Raw genomic sequence first — 24,351 nt, 5'->3', positions numbered from 1 at the left:
GTCCTGCTTATCGCCCCCGCTCCGGTGCGCCGGCCCGCTGGCGGGTTTCCCAGTCCGGGGCGACGCCGATATCGGCGCTGGAGCGGGGCAGCGACCGGCCCAGCACATGGTCGGCACCTTTTTCACCAATCATGATGGTCGGTGCGTTCAGATTGCCGTTGGTCAGGGTCGGCATGATCGAGGAGTCGATCACCCGCAACGCCTCCACCCCATGCACCCGGCATTCGCTGTCGACAACGGCATCGGCGTCTTCACCCATCCGGCAGGTGCCAGCCGGGTGATAGGCGGTTTCCGCCGTCTCGGCCACCCAGTCATCGATCTCGTCATTGCTCGACACTCCCGGCCCCGGCGAAAGCTCCGCGCCGCGATAGGGGTCGAAAGCCGGCTGCGCAAAGATCTCCCGCGTCAGATGCAGACCGGCGCGGAATCCGGCCTTGTCTTCTTCCTCGCTCAGATAGTTGAACACCAGTTTCGGCGCCTCGGCCGGATCGGCGGAGTTCAGCGAGACCCGTCCCCGGCTTTTGGGTTTGTTGTGGCCCAGATGAACCTGGAATCCATGGCCTTTTGCCGCGCTGGAACCGTCATAGGCGATCGCACCGGCCAGGAAATGGTACTGGATGTCGGGGTATTTGAGCCCCGCACGGCTGCGGATGTAGCCGTTCGATTCGAACTGGTTCGAGGCGCCCAGCCCGGTTTTGGTCAACAGCCAGCGGCTGCCGATAAAGGCCTTGGCGAGCGGACCCAGCCAGCCGTTCAAGGTGATCGGCTGGGTGCATTCCTGCTGAACCCAGACTTCCAGGTGATCCTGCAGATTGCCGCCGACACCCGGCAGATCGTGCACCACGTCGATACCGTGGGCTTTCAGTTCGTCGGCCGGACCGATCCCGGACAGCATCAGCAGCTTGGGCGAATTGAACGCGCTCGCCGACAGGATGACTTCCCGCCGGGCGCGGACGCGGTAGGCCTTGTTGCCCTTGCGGTATTCCACCCCGACCGCTCGACGCCCCTCCATGATCACCCGCGTGGTCAGGGCATGCATCTCGACGTCCAGATTCTCGCGGCCCATGGCGGGCTTCAGATAGGCATTGGCGGTGGACGAGCGAACACCGTCCCGTACCGTCATGTCCATCCGGCAAAAGCCCTCCTGGCGTTCGCCGTTATAGTCCCGCGTTTCGCCGTATCCGGCTTGCCGGCCGGCCTCGATGAACGCCCGATAAAGCGGATTGGCCATGTTGTTGCCGTTACAGGTGCCGAGCGGCCCACCCGTACTGCGATAGTCGTCCTCGCCATAGACACAGTCTTCAGCCCGCCGGAAATACGGCAGGACATCGAGATAATCCCAGCCCGTCGCCCCGCTTTCGGCCCATTCGGCAAAATCTCCGGCCGAGCCACGGACATAGGCCAGACCATTGATCGAGGACGAGCCGCCGATGACCTTGCCGCGCGCCTGATGGATCCGCCGTCCCTTCAGGCCCGGCTCGGGTTCGGTGTGGAACCCCCAGTCAAAACGCTTCATGTTCAAAGGAATGGAAAAGGCGGTCGGCATCTGGACGTAAATGGAGTTGTCCTTGCCCCCGAATTCCAGCACCAGAACCTTGTTCTTGCCGTCTTCGGTCAGCCGGCTCGCCAGCACGCTGCCGGCCGACCCCGCGCCTACGATGATATAATCCGTCTCGCGGTCGAAATTACCGTCTGCCATGACCATTCCTCCTTCTCGGGCGGATGGCGTCGTACCGCATCGATCCTTAGACGTCGAGGTCTTCGATGGGCGCCAGCGCCACTTCGGGATTCTCGCCGGTCAGACCATGCCGCGCCAGAACGCCGGCTTGCCGGTCGCGCAGCGTCTTCTCGTCGAAACCTTCGATCATATCATTGAACAGACGATACCAGTTGATGTCCGCCTTGAGGTGCAGAAACACCGACCCCAGCCCAAGGGCCGCCCGGTCCATGAAGACGAATTCGCGCGGCACTTCTACGCCACCGACCTTGCGCAGTTCGAGATGAACCTTCTCTGCCGTCTCACGGCCATAGATCCCGTTGTTCGTCTCGCCGATCGGGCGCGTGTTGTCGTCAAGCAGCGGCTGATAGATGAAGCGTGCCCAGACGTTCAGCACGTCGGCCAGTTCGCGGTTGATGTTCTTGAACCCCCAGGTGCGATAGGCCTCCATCGCCCGTTCCTCGTCGCCGTCCTGCAGGGCGTGATAGAGGTCGATGACGCCGCGCACGAATGACGGCGGAAATACGCGAACGCAGCCGAAATCCAGCAGATTGAGGGACAGGTCTTCCCGGACGGAATAATTGCCCAGATGCGGATCGCCGTGGATCACGCCATAGTAATATAGCGGCACATACCAGGCCCGGAACAGGCATAGCGCCAAAGTGTTCCGCGTCTCCTGATCCGCCTCGCGATAATCCAGAACGGGATTGCCCTGCAGCCAGTCGGTCGTCAGCAGTCGACCGGTCGACAGCTCCGGGCGCACTTTCGGGACGGTGACCGTCGGCTCGTCGGCGAGCACGTCGTTATAGAGTGCGCAGTGTTTGGCCTCGAGCTCGTAGTCCAGTTCCTCGCGCAGCCGGGCACCCAGTTCCTTCTGGATCTCACGGGTGGAAATCGCCCGATCATAGCGCTCGAACAGACCGAGGAACATCCGAAGCTGGCGCAGATCGGCTTCGACGGCCGACTGCATGTCCGGATACTGAAGCTTGCAGGCCAGTTGCTCACCGTCCAGAGCAACGGCCCGGTGAACCTGACCGAGAGAAGCCGCGGCCGCCGCCTCGCGCTCGAAGCTCTTGAAGCGGGAACGCCATTCCGGCCCCAGTTCCGCCGCCATACGCCGTTTGACGAACGGCCACCCCATGGGCGGGGCGTTGGCCTGAAGCTGCTGTAGTTCCTGAACGTATTCCTTGGGCAGAGCTTCGGGGATGGTCGCCAGCATCTGCGCGACCTTGACCAGAGGGCCCCTAAGATTGCCGAGCGCCTCCTTTATCTCGGTGGCATGCCGCTCCCGCTCCACCTTGATGCCAAGGTAGCGTTCTCCGGCCAGTCTGGCGGCGAGATTGCCGACCGTGCCTGACACTCGGGCGTAACGCCGCATGCGGCCGCCCCAGCTGTTGTTCTCAGTTCCGTTTGCCATCGATCCTGCTGCCACTTTCGCGAACGGGGCGGCGGCGCACCACCGGACTCAAAGTTCAGCCCGCAGCCTTCAGGGCCGCGTCTTCCGCCTCGAGTTGGTCGATGAATCCGGCGATCATATCGAGCCCCTTGTTCCAGAACTTAGGCTCGCTGGCGTCCAAACCAAACGGCGCCAGAAGATCTTTGTGCCGCAGGGTGCCGCCAGCCGCGAGCATCTCAAGATAGCGAGGCGCGAAACCGTCGGGTTCCTGCTGGTAGACGGCATAGAGGGAATTCACCAGACAGTCGCCGAATGCATAGGCATAGACATAGAAGGGTGAGTGGACAAAATGCGGGATATAGGACCAATACGCGCCATAAGCGTCGTCGAAAGTGACCGCCGGCCCCAGGCTTTCCCGTTGCACCGTCATCCAGATTTCGCCGATTTGATCCGACGACAATTCCCCTTCCTGGCGCGTGGTGTGGACACGGCGCTCGAACTCGAAAAAGGCGATTTGCCGCACGACCGTGTTGAGCATGTCCTCGACCTTGTCGGCCAGCATGATACGCCGCCGGGCGGGGTCGGTCTCCGAATCCAGAAGCGACTGAAAGGTCAGCATTTCACCGAAGACGCTGGCCGTCTCCGCCAGGGTCAGAGGCGTATCCGAAAGCAGATGGCCCTGACGCTCGCCGGCCAGCACCTGATGGACCCCGTGGCCCAATTCGTGCGCGAGGGTCATCACGTCGCGCGTCTTGCCCTGATAGTTGAGCAACAGATACGGATGCGCAGAGGGCACGGTCGGATGGGCGAAAGCCCCCGGCGCCTTGCCCGGCCGGACCGGCACGTCGATCCACGGATTGTCGAAGAACCGCTGACCGACGGCGCCCAGATCCGGCGAAAATCCGTTATAGGCCGACAGCACGATGTCGCGCGCCTGCGGCCAGGTGAAAACCCGATCCTCGGCATCCGGCAGGGGGGCGTTGCGGTCCCAATAGGGGATCGTTTCGCCGCCCATCCAGCGCGCCTTCATGCGATAGTACCGGTGCGACAGGCGGTCGTAGTTCGACTGCACCGCTTCGGTCAGGGCGTCGACGACCTCGTCCTCGACCTGATTGGCGACGTTGCGGGACGACCACGGCTTGGCATAGTGACGCCAGCCGTCCTCGATCTGCTTTTCCTTGGCCAGCGTATTGGTGATGTGCGTGAACAACCGAAGATTGTCGCCCAGCACCTTGCCGATGCATGCGGCGGCTTCGCGGCGCAGGTCAGCGTCCGGCTCGGACAGGCAGTTGAACGCCTCGGCCGACCCCATTTCCCGGCCGCGTATCACAAACTGCAGCGACGCCATCGTCTCGTCGAACAGCCGCACCCAGGCCGACCGGCCGACGACGCTTTTCTCGTGGAGGAGTTTTTCGGCTTCGTCGGAAAGCTGGTGGTCCTTGAACGCCCGAACGTCGCGAATCCACGGCGCATAGCGCGCCAGCCCCTTATCCTGCAGCCGCCGCTTCAGCGCGTCGTCATCGATGCGGTTGATTTCGAGCGTGAAGAAGATGAGATCGGCGCTGATCGCGGTCACGCGCTCCTGCATCGCCTGCAGAAAGCGCCCATTCGCGGAATCCGACATGTTCTCGGCATAGGACAGATACGCATAGCTCATGATGCGGCCCAGCCGTTCATCGATCGCCTCGTAGGTGGCGATCGCCTCGGCCAGTTCCGGCCCCGTCAGATCGACCACCCGTCCGGCATACCGCTTGTGCAGTGCCTTTGCATCCGCCTCGGCGCTCTGGAGATCGTCCTTAAGCACCTGGCTTTCGCGGCCGGGATAGAGATCGTCGAGTTGCCAGCCGGGAAGATCCCCCAATGCCTCGGCGCGGTCGCCGCTGCTGTCGGGCGAATGCGGGATGGCGCCGGAGCGCCGGGTGTCGTTGATGCGGTAATCCTGCATGATCGCGATCCGTGCCTTCGGTTCGGTCGTGGACGACGAGCCGGTTTCGGCCCGTAATTATCGAACGGCCGACCCCTCGCCGGCCCTGCCGACGAATATGGCGGTCGAAGCCGCGATGTCCAAGGCATTTCCGGAAGGCAGAAAACGCCGCATCGCCAGCCCGAGCTGCCCCGCCGCTGCCAAGCGTCACGCTGTGGCAAACCGGTTTCGGCCGTGGATGGTAATACGGGTTTCCCTGAAGGCGCGAGCGTTGATGCAGTTTCGACCCCACTCCCTGATCGTCCCCGCCTTGAGCGGGGACCCGGAACCAGATGCACCCGTTTCGCAAATCACGATCGAGGGGCGCTGCACATGCCCCCGGATCAGCAAAGCAGCACTTCGTGCCGCATTGCGTCCGTGACGATCAGGGAGTCGAAATCGATAGCGCCTAGACGTCGTGAAATCGCGCAAATGCCTCGACCGGCTCCCGTTCTGCCCGGAATCGGTTGGCCGGGGCGTTCGGATCGGCATGGCCCAGCGACAGGCCGCACAGGATAAGTTCGTCTTCGGGAATCGACAGTTGATCGCGCAGGATGGCAGGGTAGTTCGCCAGTGCTGCCTGCGGGCAGGTGTCCAGCCCCTCGCCGCGCGCGGCGATCATCAGCGACTGCAGGAACATGCCGAAATCGATCAGGCTGCCCTGCCCCAGATCGCGGTCGATGGAAAAGATCATGCCGACCGGCGCGCCGAAGAACTCGTAGTTGCGTCCGTGCCAGCGGCGGGACGCTTCGCGGTCGCCGCGCGCGATGCCGACCTGCTCGTAAAGCTGCCAGCCGACCTTGCGGCGGCGCGCCAGATAGGGCTCTCGCCACGTCTGTGGGTAATAGTCGTATTCACGCGCGGCCGGTTCGCCGCTGTCATGCGCGGCCATCAACGCGTTGCTCAGCCGCGACAGGGCGGCACCGGTGACGACATGTGCCTTCCAGGGCTGCATGTTGCTGCCGCTGGGCGCGTGCCGGGCCACATCCAGCAGCCGCCGGACGACATCCGCCGAGACAGGCGCATCGGTGAAACCGCGCACGCTGCGGCGCGAGGTGATTGCGCCATGAACCAGCTCGCGCCCCGTCTCAGACTCAGTTTCAGCCATGCCGTTTCCTCATCAAACCATCAGCGGCCAGTGGTGCCGCTTGCCTGACCGGTCTACGGGGCAGACATATTCTTGTCCACCCGGGGCAAAGGCGACAATTTCCATAACACCATGATCGCGTCCGCGCGGTATCGTTGCTTTTTTTCCATAACATCGGCGTACCGATTGTCGGTGTCGATGCCGCCGTTTACCTTAAGAGGTGAAATAATCGGGTGAGCGGGGGCACCAGACCATGGCCGGATCGACAGTCACGCTGGACGACAAATATACGCTCGACGACGGTCGCATCTATCTGACCGGAACCCAGGCGCTGGCCCGTCTTCCCCTTGCCCAGCGACGCCGGGACGCAGCCGCCGGGTTGTCGACCGGCGGGTTCATCTCGGGCTATCGCGGATCGCCGCTCGGCGGCTTCGATCAAGCGCTGTGGAAGGCAAAACGTCACCTGGCCGACCAAGATATCCATTTCCAACCCGGCGTTAACGAAGATCTCGGTGCAACGGCCGTCTGGGGCAGCCAGCAGGTCGGATTGTGGCCGGACGCGACGGTCGATGGTGTCTTCGGCCTCTGGTACGGCAAGGGTCCCGGCGTCGACCGATCGGGCGATGTGTTCAAGCACGCCAATCTGGCCGGAACGTCGGCGCATGGAGGAGTGCTGGCAGTCGCCGGTGACGACCATGCCGCCAAATCCTCCACCGCCCCCCATCAGTCCGAACAGGCACTGATCGCCGCCTCCATTCCCGTTCTGCACCCGGCCAGTCCGCAGGAAGTGCTCGATTTCGGCCTCTATGGCTGGGCGCTCAGCCGCTATTCAGGCTGCTGGGTGGCGCTCAAGGCGCTGACCGAGGTTGTCGACACCTCCGCATCGGTCGCGGTCGATCACGACCGGCCCCGAATCCTGCTGCCTGAAGACGTCGGCATGGATGACGAGATGCCGGCGGGCGGGCTCAACATCCGCTGGCCTGACAAGCCGACGCTGCAGGAAGATCGGCTGCTGCGGTTCAAGCTTCCGGCCGTCGGCGCCTTCGCCCGCGCGAATAGTCTCGACCGCGAGATCTGGCCCGGCACGCCGCCGCGCATCGGCATCATCGCCACCGGCAAGGGTTATCTCGACACGCTGGAAGCCCTCCACGCTTTGGGCCTGGATGAAGACGGCGCCCGGCGCCTCGGCATCGGGCTTTACAAGGTCGGCCTGGTCTGGCCACTCGAAGCCAATGGTGCCGAGGCATTCGCGCGCCGGTACCATACGCTGCTGGTGGTCGAGGAAAAGCGCGATGTAATCGAGAGCCAGGTCAAGGACCGGCTCTATCACCTGCCGACCGACAGCCGCCCCCGGATCTTCGGCAAGAAATCGCCCGACGGGGCGCCGCTGCTGCCGTCGGGCGGCGAGTTGGCGCCGGCCATGATCGCGATCGCCCTCGGCCGTATCCTGCGCGAGGCCGAGAATGCCGGCGGCCGAGGACCGGAGGACCTGTCTGCGCGCGTTCACGCCCGGCTCGCCGCGATCGAAGCGCATGAGGATGCGAAGATCCAACGCCACCCGGCCATGGACCGGCTACCGTATTTTTGTTCCGGTTGCCCGCACAACACCTCGACCAAAGTGCCCGAGGGGTCGGTGGCGCTGGGCGGCATCGGCTGCCATTACATGGCGACCTGGATGGACCGGTCGACGGAGACCTTCAGCCAGATGGGCGGCGAAGGCGTCGCCTGGGTCGGCCAGTCGCCGTTCACCGAACGCCGGCATGTCTTCGCCAATATCGGCGACGGCACATACTTCCATTCCGGTTCGCTGGCGATCCGCCAGGCAGTGGCGGCAAAAGTGAACATCACCTACAAGCTGCTTTACAACGACGCCGTCGCCATGACCGGCGGCCAGCCTGTCGACGGCACACTGGATGTGCCGACCGTGATCGAACAGCTTCGCGCCGAGGGCGTGGACACCATCACCGTCGTTTCCGACGAGCCGGAGAAATATGGCCCGCTCGGTCACGGAACCCAGGCCCGCCACCGCGACGATCTGGACGAGATCCAGCGCGATCTGCGCGACCGGTCCGGCGTCAGCGTCCTGACCTATGACCAGACCTGCGCGGCGGAAAAGCGCCGGCGGCGCAAGCGCGGCACCATGGCCGATCCAAAGCGCCGCGTGGTCATCAACGATCTGGTCTGCGAAGGGTGCGGCGACTGCTCCGCGCAGTCGAACTGCCTGTCGGTCGTGCCGATCGAGACCGAGTACGGCCGCAAGCGCAGCATCGACCAGTCGAGTTGCAACAAGGATTTCTCCTGCCTCAAGGGCTTTTGCCCCAGCTTCGTGACGCTCGAAGGCGCCGAGCCGCGCAGATCCGACGGCGTCGCGCGGACAACGGCCGAGGATCACCTGCCGCCGATCCCCGATGCGCCGGAGCGCCCACCCGTGCTCGACGGGCCGTTCAATCTGCTGATCACCGGCATCGGCGGCACCGGCGTCGTCACCATCGGTGCCCTGATCGGCATGGCTGCCCATATCGAAGGGCGCGGCGTTTCGGTGCTGGACCAGACCGGATTGGCACAAAAGGGCGGCGGCGTGATGAGCCATGTCCGGATCGCTGCCAGCCCCGAGCAGATCGCCACCTCGCGCATTCCGGCCGGCACCGCCGACGGGCTGATCGGCGGCGATGTGGTGGTCTCATCCGGCACCGATGTCATGGCCCGGCTTTCGGACGGGCGGACGCGGGCAGTGATCAATGCGCACGAGATCGTCACCGGCGCCTTCACGAAAAATCCGGATCTGAAGGTGCCGACCGGCGAGATGCTGGCGGACATCGCGGATGCCGTGGGCGGCCAAAGCCGGATCACAGTCATCGACGCCACCGACATGGCCACGCGCCTGTTCGGCGACAGCATCGCCACCAACGCCTTTCTGTTGGGAATGGGCTGGCAAAAGGGACTGGTGCCGGTGGGACGCGACGCGCTGATGCAAGCGATCGCGCTGAACGGCGTCGCGGTCGACATGAACCGGGCCGCCTTTGACTGGGGACGCCGGGCGGCCCATGATCCGGCTTCTGTGCGGGCTCTGCTCGATCGCCAGGAAACAGCGCGGGCGCCCGACCACCACCGCCCCTCGGAAAGCCTGGACGAGATGATCGAGCGGCGGGCGCGGTTCCTGACCGATTATCAGGATGCCGACTACGCCGGGCGCTATCGCCGCCTCGTCGACCGCGTCCGGATCGCGGAGGAGACTCTGCGCGATGCCGGCGCCGACCGCCCGCTGACAACGGCCGTCGCGCGCTCCGCTTTCAAGCTGATGGCGTACAAGGACGAATACGAAGTCGCCCGGCTGCAGACCGATCCGGCCTTCCTGAACCGGCTGAAACAGCAGTTCACCAGCGATTCCGGGGGCGATTTCAAGATGGTGTTCCATTTGGCGCCGCCGATCATGGCGGACCGCGACCCGTCCACCGGCGTTCCGCGCAAGAAGGCGTTCGGGCCATGGATACTGCCGGTCTTCCGGGTGCTGGCCCGCATGCGCCGGCTGCGCGGCGGACCTTTGGATGTCTTCGGCTACCTGCCGGAACGCCGGCTGGAACGCGCGCTGATCGCTGAGTATTTCGACACGGTCGACACGATCTGCACCCACCTGACGCCGGAAACCCATCGGACAGCGGTCGCACTCGCCGACCTGCCCCAGTCGATCCGGGGATACGGCCATATCAAGGAGCAAGCCGTCGCCAAAGCCCGCCAACGGCGTGACGACCTGCTGGTCGAACTCCTCAACCCGGCCCCTCAGGCCCGCGAGGCTGCGGAATAACGCCGGTATTCACATCCTGATCGTCCGGGCAGAACGCGAGCCCGGCTCATCCGGCTCGGGGTCCCCGATTGGGTCGGGGCAAAGTGCGGAACGCGAACCGGTTTTTCAGCTATACAGGCGGCGATCGCGACTCCTGTGGCGACAAATCTTCCCTTGTCGGCAGAGACCGAATGGCCTCCCCTGTCGCTTCCTCTGCCGACGCCAGGTCAAACTGCGCTTGCAGATTGATCCAGAATTCCGGATGGCTACCGAACCAATGTCCGAAGCGTAGCGCGGTGTCGCCGGTTATCGCGCGCTTTGCTGCGATAATCTGGCTGATCCGGTTCGCAGGCACGTCAATGCGACGCGCAAATTCTGTCGGCGTTATGCCCAGTTCATCCGTCAAGATGACACCCGGATGGACTTTTCGCTTTAACATGGCGGGTCTCCATGCGCGTTAATGGTAATCGACAATCTCAACGTTCGTTGGCCCTCGGTTTCCGTCCAGCCACTCGAAACAGAGTCTCCATTCCTGATTGATACGGATGGAGTATTGTCCTGCCCGGTCGTCGCGCAACGCAACGAAAAGCTGCATCCGGGCACGGAATGCGGGAAGATAGAGGGCGCAACGTACCAGTATCCATAACAGGGAAGCAAAGACGTGATCCGGCAGGCGCACACAATGGACGAACCCGAGATCAGGGATTGTGCGGAGCGAGCTTACGCTCGCTATGTTGATCTCATCGGGCGGAAACCCGCACCGATGGTCGCCGATTATGGCGCTCAGATCGCTGCCGGTGAGGTCCATGTCGCGACCGATGACGATGGCATTCTACAAGGCTTTATCGTATTTCGCCCTGAAGGAGAACACATCCTCCTTGAGAATATCGCAGTTCTGCCAAGCAAGGCTGGACGGGGTATCGGAAAGGCACTGATCGCCTTCTGCGAGGATGAAGCGCGGCGTCGCGGCTTCGGTGCCGTGCATCTATATACGAACGTGAAGATGACCGAAAACCTCTCGATCTATCGTCGGCTCGGCTACGTTGAAGTGGCACGGCGATCCGAGAACGGCTTTAATCGTGTCTTCTTCGAGAAAGCTCTCACCTGATCAGTGGCCGCTTCGTCCGCTCACCCCACTTTGGTGGCACAACGAAGCGTTGCTGACTCTATTGAATAACTAGATCAGCGCAAGATCGCGGCCAATCCTGGCGACTGCGGCATCTTCATCACCACGAAATATCGGCATCGACAACGACCGATTTTGTGCGCGCTGAAATTTCTTACCGCTCAGCATACGCATCTCTGAATCTTCTATTAACGCAATGATACTGAAATCTTTTCGGCCCAATTGCTCTGACTCCATTTTCAACAACAGAGCCTCATTCAATTTTTCATTCGATGTTACGAAATACAGTGCGCCTGTTCGAGCGCTGCTTTCCAATGGCCGAATTACCAAATCAGCAGGAAACTCGGAAAGATTGGGATCAATGGGTTCGTTTTCGTCGAAACGCGCCATTTGGCCATATTTCTGCTCAAGCGCTGAGACTGCATCTTCACGAAACGTCGAGCGCACGACGTCGCGCGTAAGAAGTTCCAGATCGCGAGCACGGATGAGCGCCGACAAAAAACCTGTCAGGCGCCGCCCGAGTTGAGACTGGTCGAAACTTCCACTCCGAATTTCGTAGGTGTCACGATCCCATGACGCACCTCCTTGCTCGAGAATGGAATCGAGCAGCTGGGCGCGCTGTCCCTGATCGATCGCAATCCCCGAACCGACCAAACGAGCAAGGTATTCGCCATCATCTTCAAGACAAAACCCATAGCCGCTCTCGACAACATAGAAAGCGAGAGGATCACCGGAACGGTCTGAAAAGACAGTGCTGATCGCGAAGCCGCTGGGTACCGGATTGACGACGATTGATGAGCAAAACGTCGTGCACAGGCTATTCTTCAGAAATTCTGCATCGATCATAGCAGAACTCCCTTTTTCTCCCGTATTCGAAAGAAAATTCTGGCGCCTTCCCAAAAACCATGCTCAGTCCACGCGTTCGTTCGCCGGTGATAGGAACCGCTTCCTGCCGCAGGCACACGAACAAGGTCATCCAAACCTCGGGACCCCGACCTCCGTGCCCCCACGCTCGCAATGTGCGTGTGCGTGCAGCCCGGGATGACTACCATGATGTTCGAAACGTGCGACCACAGATGCCCCCACATCAGAGGTCAGGATCAATACAGCTTGCCAATTATCACGGCGGGGAATGCACTTGGCAAGGAGGACAAATTCGGCTTCCGCGCTGGATGCCCGTGCGGATCGCCACTGCCATCCTGCCCTTATGGGAGTGGACTTGGGAAAGATAGGGGCATGGCGCGGCTTCAGATCGGTTGTGTGCCAGCCCGTGTCGGACTGGAGTTCCTTTTCGGCAGCTATCAGGTGTCGAACATGCATGTGCGAAATCGATCCTCGTTCTCGATCATTTCGGGCTCACTATGCGCTATTCGGAACCTGCCTGATTCCGTCACATTGCGCCTTCTGATTACCATATATACTCCGTAGCGCAATCTCCGGTTTTCCTTCATGGATGCCGCTAATCGGCGATCGCGACCGCTGGACCCAATCCCGGTCCGACAGAGCGAACCGGCTAGACGGGGTGTCGCCCCATCGCTTATAGACCTTACCGTTCCAACATGCGGAGGTTGAGCGATGCGGGTGCTGCTCACCGGATCGTCCGGCTGGCTTGGCCGTTATCTGGGCCCAAGGCTGCGGGCTGCGGGGCATGCCGTCGTCGGGATGGACGTTGCACCCGGCGCGGAGACGCAAGTCATCGGCACGGTTGCCGACCGGGCGGCGGTCGACCGCTGTTTCGACGACTATGGCATCGAGGCCGTGATCCATGCCGGCGCCCTGCACAAGCCCGACATCGCCCGCTTTCCGGCTCAGGCCTTTGTCGACGTCAACATCACCGGCACGCTGAACCTGCTGGAAGCGGCATCCGCCGCCGGGCATGACAGGTTCGTGTTCACCTCGACGACATCGCTGATGATCACCGACGCGATCCGGCAGGAAGCAGGAACAGTGGCGGCCTGGCTGGATGAGGACTCCGGGCCGCTGATGCCGCGGAACATTTATGGCGTCACCAAGCGGGCCGCCGAAGAACTGTGCCGCCTGCAGGCGAGCGTGCAAGGCCTGAACTGCGTCGTCCTGCGCACGGCCCGCTTTTTTCCGGAAGACGACGACAGCCTGGGCGAATTCCCGGGGGGCGAATTGTCAGGCCCCAATCTGAAAGCCAACGAATTCCTGAACCGGCGGCTGACGGTGGAAGACGCGGCCGAGGCGCATCTGGTGGCGCTGGAACGCGCGCCGTCGCTCGGCTTCGGGACGTTCGTCATCGCCGCCCCGACCCCGTTCGACAAGGCCGATGCCGAGGCGCTGAAATCCGATGCCGCCGCCGTGGTGGCGCAATATTTCCCCGAAGCCCCGGGCCTGTATCAACGCCGGGGCTGGAAGCTTCCGGCCAGCATCGGGCGCGTCTATGATGCCGGCCGGGCCGAACGGCTGCTGGGGTTTCGATGCCGCACCGATTTCGCCGCAATCCTGACGGCTCTTCGCACCGATTCCCCCCTCCCCTTCGCCCACGATCCGGCCTATGTTTCGCCGCAAGCCGGTCCCGGCGATCGCGGATAGGCAGGCAGCGCCGGCAGCATCCCGGTCGATCGCCCATGACCTCAACTTTGGTCGAGGTCGTATCAACGGCGCTCGACCGAACCAGAAATCGCCAGGAGCATGGGATCCGATGGCCACCACCGATCCAACTACGCCGCCGCCGTCGAAGGAAGTACCGGTGTCGAACAGCGGACCGTTCTCCCGCGTGTTCGACGCCTTCGAGCGGCTGGTCGACCCCTTCCCGGCCAGCGAACCGGCACGGCCGCCGGAAACCCTGCTCGGCTTCGTCTACCACTATTCGCGGCCGATGATGCCCTGGCTCATCGGGATGTCGCTGCTGACGGCGGCCATCTCGGTCGTGGAGCTTGTCTTCCTCAGCTATCTGGGAACACTGGTCGACTGGCTGGCCAATGCCGAACGCGCGACGTTCTTTGCCGATCATGGATGGGCGCTGGTCGGCATGGCCGCCCTGATCGTGATCGGCTTGCCGCTACTGGTGCTGGCCCAGTCGCTGGTCACCCATCAGACGGTGTTCGGTAACTATCCGATGATCGCGCGCTGGCTGGCTCATCGCTATGTTCTCAGCCAGAGCATGGCGTTCTTTCAGGACGAATTCGCCGGCCGCGTATCGCAAAAGGTCATGCAAACGGCCCTGGCGATCCGCGAAACCGTCATGAAGCTGATGGACGTTCTGGTCTATGTCGTCGTCTATTTCACCGGCGCCCTGTTCCTGGTCGGCGGCACCGATCTGTGGCTGACGCTGCCGCTGTTGTTGTGGCTGGCGGCCTATATCGTGATCCTGTGGTATTTCGTCCCCAAACTGCGCGCAGTCTCGATGGCACAGGCCGACGCCCGCGCGCAAATGACGGGCCGCATCGTCGACAGCTATACGAACATCCAGACCATCAAGCTGTTCGCCCATACCCGGCGCGAACAGGCCTATGCCCGCGACGCCATGGGCGGTTTCATGGTTACCGTCCACCGGCAGATGCGGCTGGTCACGATGCTGACGCTCAGCCTGCAGACGGTCAACGCCCTGTTGCTGGCCGGCATTGCCGGAGTGGCGATCTATAGCTGGTACCTGTCGGCGATCACGCTGGGCGCCATTGCCGTGGCGATCGCGCTGGTCATGCGGATCCGGTCGATGTCGGAATGGGTGCTGTGGGAAATCGCCGGGCTGTTCGAGAACATCGGCACGGTCCAGGACGGCATCAACACCATCGCCCGGCCGCTTTCGGTGACCGACAAGCCCGATGCAGCACAACTGACTGTCCGGAAGGGCGAGATCCGGTTCGAGAACATCCGCTTCAACTATGGCCGCGAGACGGGGATCATCGACGACCTGTCGCTGACCATTCAGCCTGGGGAAAAGATCGGCCTGGTCGGACGCTCCGGTGCCGGCAAGTCGACGCTGGTCAATCTGCTGTTGCGGTTCCATGACCTGGAAGGCGGGCGTATCCTGATCGACGGCCAGAACATCGCCGACGTGACCCAGGAATCGCTGCGCAGGCAGATCGGCATGGTCACCCAGGACACGGCGCTTCTGCATCGCTCGATCCGCGACAACATCGCCTATGGCCGCCCCGACGCGACCGATGACCAGATTATGCAGGCCGTACGCCGCGCCCATGCCGACGACTTCATCAACGATCTGGTCGACACCCAGAGCCGCACCGGCCTCGACGCCCATGCCGGCGAGCGCGGGGTAAAGCTTTCCGGAGGGCAGCGTCAGCGAATCGCGATCGCGCGCGTATTGCTGAAGGATGCGCCGATCCTGATCCTGGACGAAGCGACCTCGGCCCTCGATTCCGAGGTCGAAGCCGCCATTCAGGAGCAGCTTTACACGCTGATGGAAGGCAAGACCGTGATGGCGATCGCCCACCGGCTGTCGACCATCGCCGTTCTGGATCGGCTGATCATCATGGACGAAGGGCGGATCGTCGAAACTGGAACTCACGACGAACTGCTGCGGCGCGGCGGCCTCTATGCCGATCTCTGGCGTCGACAATCCGGGGGTTTTCTCGGGCTGACCGAAGCCGAGGCGCAAGCACGGGCCAGTTCCGTTGCCGGATGATGGGGTCTATTCGTCGTCCGGATCGCCGGCGGGCGCCCCATCCATCCCCAGCGCGCGCTTGTAAAGTTCGAGCAGTTCTTCCTGCTCGCTCCGGTCGGCGGCTTCCATTTTCCGCAGCTTCAGGACCTGTCGCATGATCTTGACGTCGAAGCCGTTGCCCTTGGCTTCGGCGAAGACCTCTTTCATATCGTTCTGAAGCGTCGCCTTTTCCTCTTCGAGTCGTTCGATCCGCTCGATATAGGAACGCAACTGGTCACCGGCGATTCCACCGACATCGGACATGGATCAGAAACCCTTCAATGGATTGGCGACAGCACCGGTTCCAAGTGCAGCCCCGGGGGCGGCCCCGGGACCGGTCCCGGCTCGACAGCCGCCGGTATAATGACGCGGCGGCGCCAGTGCAAGGCGGGTGGATCCATGATTGTCGGTAGATGAGACCAGGCCCGTCAATGGGAGGCGGATTTCCCGAACGCCGCCTTCTGGTCCGGACCGGCTTCGGTCTGGTGCTTTTCCTTCCACTCGGCATAGGGCATGCCGTAGACGATCTCGCGCGCTTCCTCGTAAGACAGGGTCTCGCCCCGCTCCTCCGCCGCCGCGCGGTACCATTTCGACAGGCAATTGCGGCAGAAGCCGGCCAGATTCATCAGGTCGATGTTCTGAACATCGGTGCGGGTTCTCAGATGCTCGACCAGGGTGCGGAATGCCGCAGCTTCCACTTCGGTTCGGGTCCGGTCGTCCATGATCATCTCCCTGGGTGACACCGGCACTGCCGGCGGATGTACAATCGCCCCCCATAGATAACCCGCCGACGATCTGACCGAAAGGCCGGACCGCCGTTCACTCCGGCCGACTGGCCCGGATCAGCCAATCGACCACGGCCTGCTGTGCCTCGGACTCCGTCGCGCCGTCGGCCAACGCGCGTTCATAGGTAGCGACCTGCTGATGGGCGGAGGTGCCGCGGGACAGAATCTCGCGCGCGCGGCGCACTTCCGCAACACAGTCGAGCGCCTCGGCATCCTTTTCGGTGAGATCGAGAATTTCCTCCATCAGCTCGGGGAAGGCGATGCTCTGCCGCCGGCCGAAATCGATCAGCCGCCCATCGATGCCATAACGCATCGCGCGCCAGCGGTTTTCGTTCAGCAGCATGGTCTTGTAGCGCCGCCACTGCACATTGTCGCGCTTGAGCCGCCAGAGCATGCGCAGAATGCAGGCATAGAGCGCGGCAACGGTGATCCCGTCCTCGACCGAGGTGCAGATATCGCAGATGCGCATTTCCAGGGTCGGGAATCGCGCGCTGGGCCGAATATCCCACCACAGTTTGGTGCCGTCCTCGATCGCGCCAACGTCGATCAGCGCCTGAAGATGTTGCTCGTACTCCCCATAGCTGACGAACTGCTCCGGCGTGCCATTGCGCGGCATTTCGTTGAAGACGGCCAGACGATAGGACTTCAGCCCTGTATCCTGACCGCGCCAGAACGGTGACGAAGTCGTCAGGGACAGAAGATGCGGCAGAAAGTACCGGACCTGATTCATCAGATCGATGCGCAGATTGGGGTCCTCGATGCCGACATGCATATGCATGGCGCTGATCAGCAGCCGGCGGACCGGCGTGCCCATTTCGGCCGCAAGCTTGTCGTAGCGAGGGTTAACGGTTGGCCGCTGCGGACGCCAGCAAGCGAATGGATGGGTCGAGGCCGCGATTACCGCCAGGCCGTGCGCCTGTGAGACCGAACAGACGGTATCGCGCAGGGCTACGATTTCCCGGCGCAACTCGGCAATCGAGCGGCACACCGGCGTGCCGACTTCGATCTGGCACTGCATGAATTCCGGACTGACGCGGCCGCCCAGTTCGTCCTCGCACGCCTTGAGGAAGGCCGGCGGCGGCTCGATCATCAGATCGCGCGTCTCGGGATCGACCAGAAGATATTCCTCCTCCATGCCGATCGTGAATTCGGACCCGTCCAGGTTCATCAGTTCCTCGATTCCGGATTTGTTATCCGTTCTTGTTCAGATCCTCGAGAATCGGGCGCAACGCCGCTTCGAGCCGCGTTGCCCAGAGATCCTGAGATGCCGCATCGGCGACTTCGTCCTGCCGCAGTTCCAGCAGGATGTTCGCATACCCGAAGGGCAGGACATGCGTCTCCATCGTATAGCCATGCAAATTCCTGCCACTGTAAGGTTCATTATCGCCGACGCACAACCCTTCCGCGCGCATTTTTTCCATAAAGGGCACTGGAAGGCGAGCGTCGTCACCCCACAACACGCCGATCTCCCATGGCCGCCGGCGACCGCGGACGACGGGCGAGAAGCTGTGGACCGAGACCACGGCCGGCGGGCCGGTGCGGCCTTTCATCCAGTCAATCGCCGCCGCCACGGCGCGGTGATAGGGCTCGAAGAAGGTCCGGGCCCGTGCCTGACGGTCGGCCATGGAAAGCGCGCGGTTTCCGGGCACGATCGTGCCGTCGCTGATCTGGCAGATCGAGGTCGGGTCGTTGAGCGGACGGTTGGGGTCGATCAGCAATCTGGAATAGCGATGAATGATCGCCGGCGCGTCCAGAGCAAGTGCCATATGCCGCGTGATCGCGTCGACGCCGGGGTCATAGGCGATGTGCCGCGCGAGCTCCGACTCCGGCAGTCCCAGCTTGCCCAGTCCGTCGGGTATGGCACGGCCGGCATGGTCGGCCAGCAACAGTACCGGCCTCCGCCCGCCGGGATTGACCACGTCGTAGACGTCCGGATCGGCGACCCCGAGACCGTCGGGGCGCGGCGGGCCAGCCGCTGCCAGATGGGCCGCCAGTCCATGTTCGGCTTCCGGGGCTGGCGTTTCGGTGATATTCACGCTGTTTTCATCGCTGGCTCGCATCCGATCTGGAATTCCCTTTTCGATCTCACTCTGCGCAGCGGCGGCTTCGGCCTTCGCTCCACCCGCAATCGACTCTGTTCTGAATAGTGCCCAATATGACCTCGCCGCAACACCGGACGACAACCTCCCAATCGACGATCGCCCACGACAGCAACCGATCGCGCCGCCGCAGGGGTACAGTCGTAACTCTGGCCACCGGCCGGACGGCCGCGATCGCATTCGCCCTGCTGATTCTCGGCGCCCTGGCGATCGCGCTGTCGCCGATCTTCGTGCGCCTGTCCGAGATCGGGCCGACGACCACGGCGGTCTGGCGGGTCGCGATCGCGGTCCCGGCACTGATGATGTGGATGGCTGCCGAAAACGGCGGCATGCGGCACTCAAAATCGGCGAAACCCGCCGTACCGCGCGGCCTTCGCGACTATGCGCTGCTGGCGCTGGCAGGCTTTCTGTTCGCTGGCGATCTCGCGTTCTGGCACTGGTCGATCAACTTCACCTCGGTCGCCAATGCCACCTTGTTGGCGAATCTGGCGCCGGTCATCGTCACGGGGGTCAGCTATCTGCTGTTCGGCGAACGGGTCACGCGCCTGTTCCTGATCGGCATGGTGCTGTCGCTCGCGGGCGCGGCCCTGCTGATGAGCGACAGCCTGACGGTCAGTCCGGAAACGCTGTTCGGCGATTTCCTGGGTGTGATCACGGCCATGTTCTATGGTGGCTACATCATCGCCATCGGACGTCTCAGGGCGCGGTTTTCCACCGCAACCATCATGGCGTGGAGCGCGCTGGCGACGACGGCATTCCTGATTCCCGCCGGCCTGCTGTCGGGCGAATCATTCCTGCCAGCGACGATGACCGGCTGGGCCATTCTGGTCGCGCTGGCCCTGATCAGCCATGCCGGCGGGCAAGGCCTGATCACCTATGCTCTCGCCCATCTGCCCGCTGCCTTTTCGTCGGTCAGCCTTCTGGTCCAGCCGGTCGCAGCCGCCGGACTGGCCTGGCTGGTACTGGGCGAAGCGATCGGGTCGATCCAGGCCATGGGCGCCGGGGTGGTCCTGGCCGGCATCGTCATGGCGCGCTTCGGCACCCCCCGGCGCCCCGGGACAGACCCCGTGACCGCTGCCGAGGAGCCGGAGTCGCAGAAAATCGACCACGACAGATAGCAGCGATGGACATCGACAACACGAACGACCCCGAATCGGCGGATCGCGGCGTTGCCGACCGCGTGGCCGACGCCCTCCACGAACGCATCGCCGATGGCCGGCTGGCGCCGGGAGAACGTCTGCCCGGCGAGCGGCGGCTGGCGGAGCAGATGGGCGCCAGCCGCGTCTCGGTACGCGCCGCACTTCAGCGCCTGAAGGCCCAGGGATTCGTGGTCTCCGTGCGCGGCGGCGGTACGCGGGTTGTCTCGTCGGCGGCCGAAATGGACACCGCGCTGACCGATCTGGTGCGTTCGAAACTCGACAATCTGCACGATCTCGCCGAGATCCGGCTGTCGCTGGAAACCTGGGCCGCCCGGCGAGCGGCGGAGCGGGCCACTCCGGATCAAATCGCCGAGATCCGCGCCCGGTTGGACGCCATGGCGGCTGCGGAACCCCAAGGCCGCTTCGGTCCGGGAAAAGCGATCGAGGATGTCCGCTTCCACGTCGCCATCGGCACCGCCGCCGGCAGCCCGGTCTACATGCACATCCTGTCCGTCGTCCGCGACGTGCTCACTCAGATGCTGAGCTACCATCGCTATCGGCTGTTCGCCGCGCCCGGCGACGATGAGACTCTGCTTTCCCAGCACCGCGCCATTTTCGAGGCCATCGCCGCCCACCGCCCTCGGGAAGCCGAAGCAGCCATGGGCGCGCACCTGCAATGGATTCTCGACCGCTATCGGCGGGCATCGATCGACAACCGGATCTGAATGCCGTCGGGTCGTTCAGACACCTGAATGCCCGCCCCCGCGTCTCCCACCCAGCCGCGCGGTGATGCTGGCCGCCGTCGCGGCAACGGCCGCCCCCATATCGGCGACGCGTTCGTCGGTCACCCGCGCGGCCGGGCCCGAGACCGACACCGCCGCCAACGGCATGCCAGCATTGTCGAAAATCGGAGCGGCAACGCAGCGCAGGCCAACGGCATGTTCGCCATCGTCGATGGCATAGCCACGCGCTTCAGCCGCCGCCAGGTCGCGGGCCAGTGCTTCGGGTTCGGTCAGGGTCCGGTCCGTCAAACGCGTCAGACGAATGCGTGACCGGATCATCGCCGACCTGTCCTCGGCGGACAGGCCGATCAGGATCGCCTTGCCGACGCCCGAACAGTGCAGTGGTACCCATGTGCCCATGCGCGCGAATACTCGCATCATGTGCTGGCTTTCGATCTGCGCAACATACAGCGCCGCGCCGTGATCGGGAACCGCCAGATTGATGGTTTCGCCGGTCGTTTCGGCCAGCGAGCGCATATGCGGCTGAGCGACAGCGATATAGCTGCGACCGCGGAGAAAGGCGTTGCCGACGGTAAATGCGGCAATGCCGACGCACCACAGCCCGGTGTCGGCATCGACGGCAGCGAATCCCCGGCTCTCCAGGCTTTTCAGCAGGCGGTGGACCGTGCTCGGCGCCAGTTCCGCGGCCGCCGCCAGATCGGACAGGCTGCGCCCGTCGGGGCGCCGGGCCAGATGCTCCAGCAGCGTCAGTGCCCGGCCGAGCGACTGGACCTGACCGCCAGCGCGATCACGGGCCGGGGCGGCGGCAGGAAGCTCGGAGCTGTCGTCGTCACGATTCTTCATGACCCGCAACAATGCCGACACCAGCCGCCAAGGCAAGCCTGCTGTCGCTGATCCGCCGGTTCTCCTGCCGTCAATCACCATTGGCATAAAGGCGGCTCTGGCTTACCGTGCATTACGGTGTGCCGGCACTCAAGCGGACCAGCCCCGTCAATCGCCCCATCATCAGCCACTGCGAACCCAGGTGATCATGCCCGAACCGGAAGCCTTGCTGAGGCAAATGTTCGACGCGGCGGTCCGCGCCGCCCGGCCGGAGGTATGCGTACCGGCCCATCTGCCCGCCCCGCCCATAGGCCGCACCATCGTGATCGGTGCCGGCAAGGCATCGGCGGCCATGGCGGCGGCGCTGGAAAACGCGTGGGACGGGCCGGTCGAAGGTCTCGTGGTGACGCGCTATGGCCATACTGCCCCCTGCCGGCGAATCGAGATCGTCGAAGCGGCCCATCCGGTGCCCGACGCCGCTGGCCTCGACGCGGCGGAACGCATACTGGCGCTGGTTCAAACCGCCGGCCCCGATGATCTGGTGATCGCGCTGATCTCCGGCGGCGGCTCGTCCCTGCTGGCGCTGCCGGCTCCCGGCCTGACCCTGGACGACAAGCAGGCTGTCGCCCGCGCTCTGCTGCGCTCCGGGGCGACCATTCACGAGATGAACGCGGTGCGCAAGCATCTCTCGGCGGTCAAGGGTGGCCAGCTTGCCGCCGCGGTCGCGCCCGCGCGACTGCATACGATCCTGATTTCTGACGTGCCCGGCGACGACCCTTCCGTCATCGCCTCGGGACCGACGGTGCCTGATCCCTCGACCCTGGCCGAGGCACGGTCGATCCTGGCGAAATACGCCATCGATCCGTCTGCGGCGGTGGCCGCGCGGCTGAACGACCCGGCGGCAGAGACTCCCAAGCCGGGCGACCCGGTTTTTGCCGGCAACGGGGTATCCATGGCCGCAACGCCGCTGGGCGCGCTGCAGGCCGCGTCTGTCGTCGCGAAGAGCGCGGGCGTCGCCCCTGTCATTCTGTCCGACCGCATCGAGGGCGAGGCGGCGGACGTGGCGCTTGTTCACGCAGCCATAGCCCGTCATGTGGCCGACGCCGCCGACGACGATGAAAGCACCCGACCCATTGCCCGTCCCCCTTGCGTCCTGCTGAGCGGCGGCGAGACGACGGTGACGGTCAAGGGCGGCGGGCGCGGCGGGCGCAATGCGGAGTTCCTGACCGCCCTGACCGCAGACCTGGCGGGCAAGCCCGGCATCTGGGCCATGGCATGCGACACCGACGGAATCGACGGCAGCGAAGATAACGCCGGTGTGCTGATGACGCCGAACACGTTCCACCTCGGGTTGGAAATCGGCGCATCTGCACAACGTCACTTGGAAGACAACGACGGATATGGTTATTTTGCAGCAGTCGGCGGCCTGGTGATTACCGGGCCGACGCAAACCAATGTCAACGATTTCCGAGCCATCCTGATTATGCCAGTGCCATAGAGGCCGCACCTGCCAGACGGCCCCCCTGTCAGTCGCCCCCTGCCAGACGCCGCCTGCCGGACAATCAGGGCGCCGGCCTTCGTATCCGACCGTCAATGACCGCGACCAAGGCCCCGAAAAATGACCAGAACGAACCCCCTCCGCCGGGACAGGAAGACGAAAATCGTCGCCACGCTCGGACCTGCCAGCGCGAGCAAGGAGATGATCCGTACGCTGTTCCTGACCGGCGTCGACGTCTTCCGGCTGAATTTCAGTCATGGCGACCAGGAAGGCCACAAAGAACGGCTGACGATCATACGCGAGCTGGAGGAGGAATACGGTCGCCCGATCGCCGTCATGGCCGATCTGCAGGGACCGAAACTCCGCATCGGTACCTTCAAGGACAAATCGGTGCCTCTGACTCCTGGCCAGACTTTCCGGCTGGACAGCGATACGGCGCCGGGGGACGAAACCCGCGTCCACCTGCCCCACCCGGAAATCTTCGAGGCGCTCGAGGTCGACCATGAACTGCTGCTGGACGACGGGAAGGTCCGCCTTCGCGTCACCAAGGCCGCCAGCGACCATGCCGAAACCGTGGTCGAGGTCGGCACCAGGATCTCCGAGCGCAAGGGACTGAACGTTCCCAACACGTTTATCCGCGTCTCGCCACTGACCGACAAGGACCGGTCCGATCTGGCCTTTGCCCTGGATATGGAAGTCGACTGGATCGCGCTTTCCTTCGTCCAGAAGCCCGAGGACGTGGCCGAAGCGCGCAAACTGATTGCCGGACGCGCGCATCTCCTGGTCAAGATGGAGAAGCCGCTCGCGATCCATCATCTGGACCAGTTGGTCGAGATGTCCGAAGCCATGATGGTGGCAAGGGGCGATCTGGGGGTCGAATTGCCGGCGGAGGACGTGCCCTCGATCCAGAAGCGGATCATCCGGGCCTGCCGGCTGGCGGGCAAACCCGTCATCGTCGCCACCCAGATGCTGGAAAGCATGATCACCGCTCCCACACCGACACGGGCGGAAGCGTCCGACGTCGCCACCGCCGTCTATGACGGCGCCGATGCGGTCATGCTGTCGGCGGAAACGGCGGCCGGGGACTATCCCAAGGAAGCGGTCTCGATCATGAACCGCATTGCGTTCCGCGTGGAAGGCGACCCCATCTATCGCACGTTGATGGACAGCCAGCGCTACGAGCCCGAGAACACCAGCGCCGACGCCATCACCGCCGCGGCCCGGCAGGTCGCCCATACCGTGAGGGCGGCCGCGATCGTCACCTACACCTCGTCCGGCTCAACAACGCTGCGGGCGGCCAGAGAGCGTCCCGAAGTTCCGATCCTCTGCCTGACGGCCGACATTCGAACCGCCCGGCGGCTCGCCTTGTGCTGGGGCGTTCACGCTGTCCACACCGAAGACATCGCCAATTTCGGCGAGATGGTCGAAAAAGCCTGCCGGATCGCGTTCATGGACGGCATTGCCCAGGAAGCCCAGCGGCTTGTTATTACGGCGGGCGTCCCGTTCGGCACGCCGGGTTCGACGAATATTCTGCGCATCGCATGGGTTCAGGCATAAAGCTCCCGCTG

The 24,351-nt window shown here is 63.6% G+C and carries 20 protein-coding genes; 8 read left to right on the top strand and 12 right to left on the bottom strand.

The genetic code is table 11. From position 1 onward, the window contains the following. Positions 1–7: 7 nt before the first annotated feature. From betA to ABZ728_RS14095, 4 genes are all read right to left on the bottom strand, one after another. The gene (gene betA / locus ABZ728_RS14110) at positions 8–1,699 is read right to left on the bottom strand and encodes a choline dehydrogenase (RefSeq protein ID WP_366656838.1); all 1,692 of its coding nucleotides are present in this window, start codon (positions 1,697–1,699) and stop codon (positions 8–10) included. Positions 1,700–1,745: 46 nt separating this feature from the next. Further along, entirely contained in the window at positions 1,746–3,134 is a 1,389-nt protein-coding gene (locus ABZ728_RS14105) for an AarF/ABC1/UbiB kinase family protein (protein ID WP_366656837.1), read from the bottom strand. A gap of 55 nt (positions 3,135–3,189) precedes the next feature. Next, positions 3,190–5,058, bottom strand: coding sequence for a M3 family oligoendopeptidase (locus ABZ728_RS14100; protein ID WP_366656836.1), 1,869 nt, complete (start codon positions 5,056–5,058; stop codon positions 3,190–3,192). A gap of 427 nt (positions 5,059–5,485) precedes the next feature. Continuing rightward, positions 5,486–6,184 carry a nitroreductase gene (locus ABZ728_RS14095; RefSeq protein ID WP_366656835.1) on the bottom strand — a complete coding sequence of 233 codons (699 nt, stop codon included), beginning with the start codon at positions 6,182–6,184 and terminating at the stop codon, positions 5,486–5,488. 232 nt (positions 6,185–6,416) lie between these two features. Between ABZ728_RS14095 and ABZ728_RS14090 the strand changes: the two genes are divergently transcribed. Beyond that, positions 6,417–9,965, top strand: a complete 3,549-nt coding sequence (locus ABZ728_RS14090; RefSeq protein WP_366656834.1) for an indolepyruvate ferredoxin oxidoreductase family protein — start codon at positions 6,417–6,419, stop codon at positions 9,963–9,965. A gap of 109 nt (positions 9,966–10,074) precedes the next feature. Here the strand turns inward: ABZ728_RS14090 and ABZ728_RS14085 are convergent, their stop codons facing one another. Further along, positions 10,075–10,383: a HigA family addiction module antitoxin gene (locus ABZ728_RS14085; RefSeq protein WP_366656832.1), complete on the bottom strand. Its 309-nt coding sequence runs from the start codon at positions 10,381–10,383 to the stop codon at positions 10,075–10,077. 18 nt (positions 10,384–10,401) lie between these two features. Next, entirely contained in the window at positions 10,402–10,539 is a 138-nt protein-coding gene (locus ABZ728_RS14080; protein ID WP_366657197.1) for a type II toxin-antitoxin system RelE/ParE family toxin, read from the bottom strand. A gap of 87 nt (positions 10,540–10,626) precedes the next feature. On the opposite strand from ABZ728_RS14080, the gene ABZ728_RS14075 reads away from it, so the two are divergent. Further along, positions 10,627–11,052: a GNAT family N-acetyltransferase gene (locus ABZ728_RS14075; RefSeq protein ID WP_366656831.1), complete on the top strand. Its 426-nt coding sequence runs from the start codon at positions 10,627–10,629 to the stop codon at positions 11,050–11,052. A 69-nt stretch (positions 11,053–11,121) separates the two neighbouring features. Here ABZ728_RS14075 and ABZ728_RS14070 read toward each other — a convergent pair whose 3' ends face one another. Further along, positions 11,122–11,916, bottom strand: coding sequence for a DUF1828 domain-containing protein (locus ABZ728_RS14070; protein ID WP_366656830.1), 795 nt, complete (start codon positions 11,914–11,916; stop codon positions 11,122–11,124). Positions 11,917–12,645: 729 nt separating this feature from the next. Here ABZ728_RS14070 and ABZ728_RS14065 point away from each other — a divergent pair. Together ABZ728_RS14065 and ABZ728_RS14060 are read left to right on the top strand one after the other, a co-directional pair. Further along, positions 12,646–13,626 carry an NAD(P)-dependent oxidoreductase gene (locus ABZ728_RS14065; RefSeq protein ID WP_366656829.1) on the top strand — a complete coding sequence of 327 codons (981 nt, stop codon included), beginning with the start codon at positions 12,646–12,648 and terminating at the stop codon, positions 13,624–13,626. A gap of 109 nt (positions 13,627–13,735) precedes the next feature. Further along, entirely contained in the window at positions 13,736–15,679 is a 1,944-nt protein-coding gene (locus ABZ728_RS14060) for an ABC transporter ATP-binding protein (RefSeq protein ID WP_366656828.1), read from the top strand. A 6-nt stretch (positions 15,680–15,685) separates the two neighbouring features. Here the strand turns inward: ABZ728_RS14060 and ABZ728_RS14055 are convergent, their stop codons facing one another. From ABZ728_RS14055 to ABZ728_RS14040, 4 genes are all read right to left on the bottom strand, one after another. Next, positions 15,686–15,961 carry a DUF2312 domain-containing protein gene (locus tag ABZ728_RS14055; RefSeq protein WP_366656827.1) on the bottom strand — a complete coding sequence of 92 codons (276 nt, stop codon included), beginning with the start codon at positions 15,959–15,961 and terminating at the stop codon, positions 15,686–15,688. Between the two features lie 164 nt (positions 15,962–16,125). Next, the gene (locus ABZ728_RS14050; RefSeq protein ID WP_366656826.1) at positions 16,126–16,419 is read right to left on the bottom strand and encodes a DUF1244 domain-containing protein; all 294 of its coding nucleotides are present in this window, start codon (positions 16,417–16,419) and stop codon (positions 16,126–16,128) included. A gap of 97 nt (positions 16,420–16,516) precedes the next feature. Further along, a complete protein-coding gene (locus ABZ728_RS14045; RefSeq protein ID WP_366656825.1) occupies positions 16,517–17,650 on the bottom strand; it encodes a carboxylate-amine ligase in 1,134 nt (377 codons plus the stop codon). A gap of 22 nt (positions 17,651–17,672) precedes the next feature. Next, the gene (locus tag ABZ728_RS14040) at positions 17,673–18,542 is read right to left on the bottom strand and encodes an N-formylglutamate amidohydrolase (protein WP_366656824.1); all 870 of its coding nucleotides are present in this window, start codon (positions 18,540–18,542) and stop codon (positions 17,673–17,675) included. A 95-nt stretch (positions 18,543–18,637) separates the two neighbouring features. On the opposite strand from ABZ728_RS14040, the gene ABZ728_RS14035 reads away from it, so the two are divergent. Together ABZ728_RS14035 and ABZ728_RS14030 are read left to right on the top strand one after the other, a co-directional pair. Continuing rightward, a complete protein-coding gene (locus ABZ728_RS14035; protein ID WP_366656823.1) occupies positions 18,638–19,699 on the top strand; it encodes a DMT family transporter in 1,062 nt (353 codons plus the stop codon). A gap of 5 nt (positions 19,700–19,704) precedes the next feature. Beyond that, positions 19,705–20,445, top strand: coding sequence for a FadR/GntR family transcriptional regulator (locus tag ABZ728_RS14030; RefSeq protein WP_366656822.1), 741 nt, complete (start codon positions 19,705–19,707; stop codon positions 20,443–20,445). Positions 20,446–20,460: 15 nt separating this feature from the next. Here ABZ728_RS14030 and ABZ728_RS14025 read toward each other — a convergent pair whose 3' ends face one another. Next, positions 20,461–21,306 carry an IclR family transcriptional regulator gene (locus ABZ728_RS14025; protein WP_366656821.1) on the bottom strand — a complete coding sequence of 282 codons (846 nt, stop codon included), beginning with the start codon at positions 21,304–21,306 and terminating at the stop codon, positions 20,461–20,463. Between the two features lie 187 nt (positions 21,307–21,493). Between ABZ728_RS14025 and ABZ728_RS14020 the strand changes: the two genes are divergently transcribed. Both ABZ728_RS14020 and pyk read left to right on the top strand, forming a co-directional pair. Continuing rightward, entirely contained in the window at positions 21,494–22,783 is a 1,290-nt protein-coding gene (locus ABZ728_RS14020; protein ID WP_366657196.1) for a glycerate kinase, read from the top strand. 120 nt (positions 22,784–22,903) lie between these two features. After that, positions 22,904–24,340: a pyruvate kinase gene (gene pyk / locus ABZ728_RS14015; RefSeq protein WP_366656819.1), complete on the top strand. Its 1,437-nt coding sequence runs from the start codon at positions 22,904–22,906 to the stop codon at positions 24,338–24,340. The last annotated feature ends 11 nt before the right edge of the window (positions 24,341–24,351 follow it).

The organism is Fodinicurvata sp. EGI_FJ10296, from assembly GCF_040712075.1.
Taxonomy (GTDB): domain Bacteria; phylum Pseudomonadota; class Alphaproteobacteria; order DSM-16000; family Inquilinaceae; genus JBFCVL01.
Note: the sequence above shows the minus strand (reverse complement) of the source record. Positions and strands in the feature narration are given on the sequence as shown.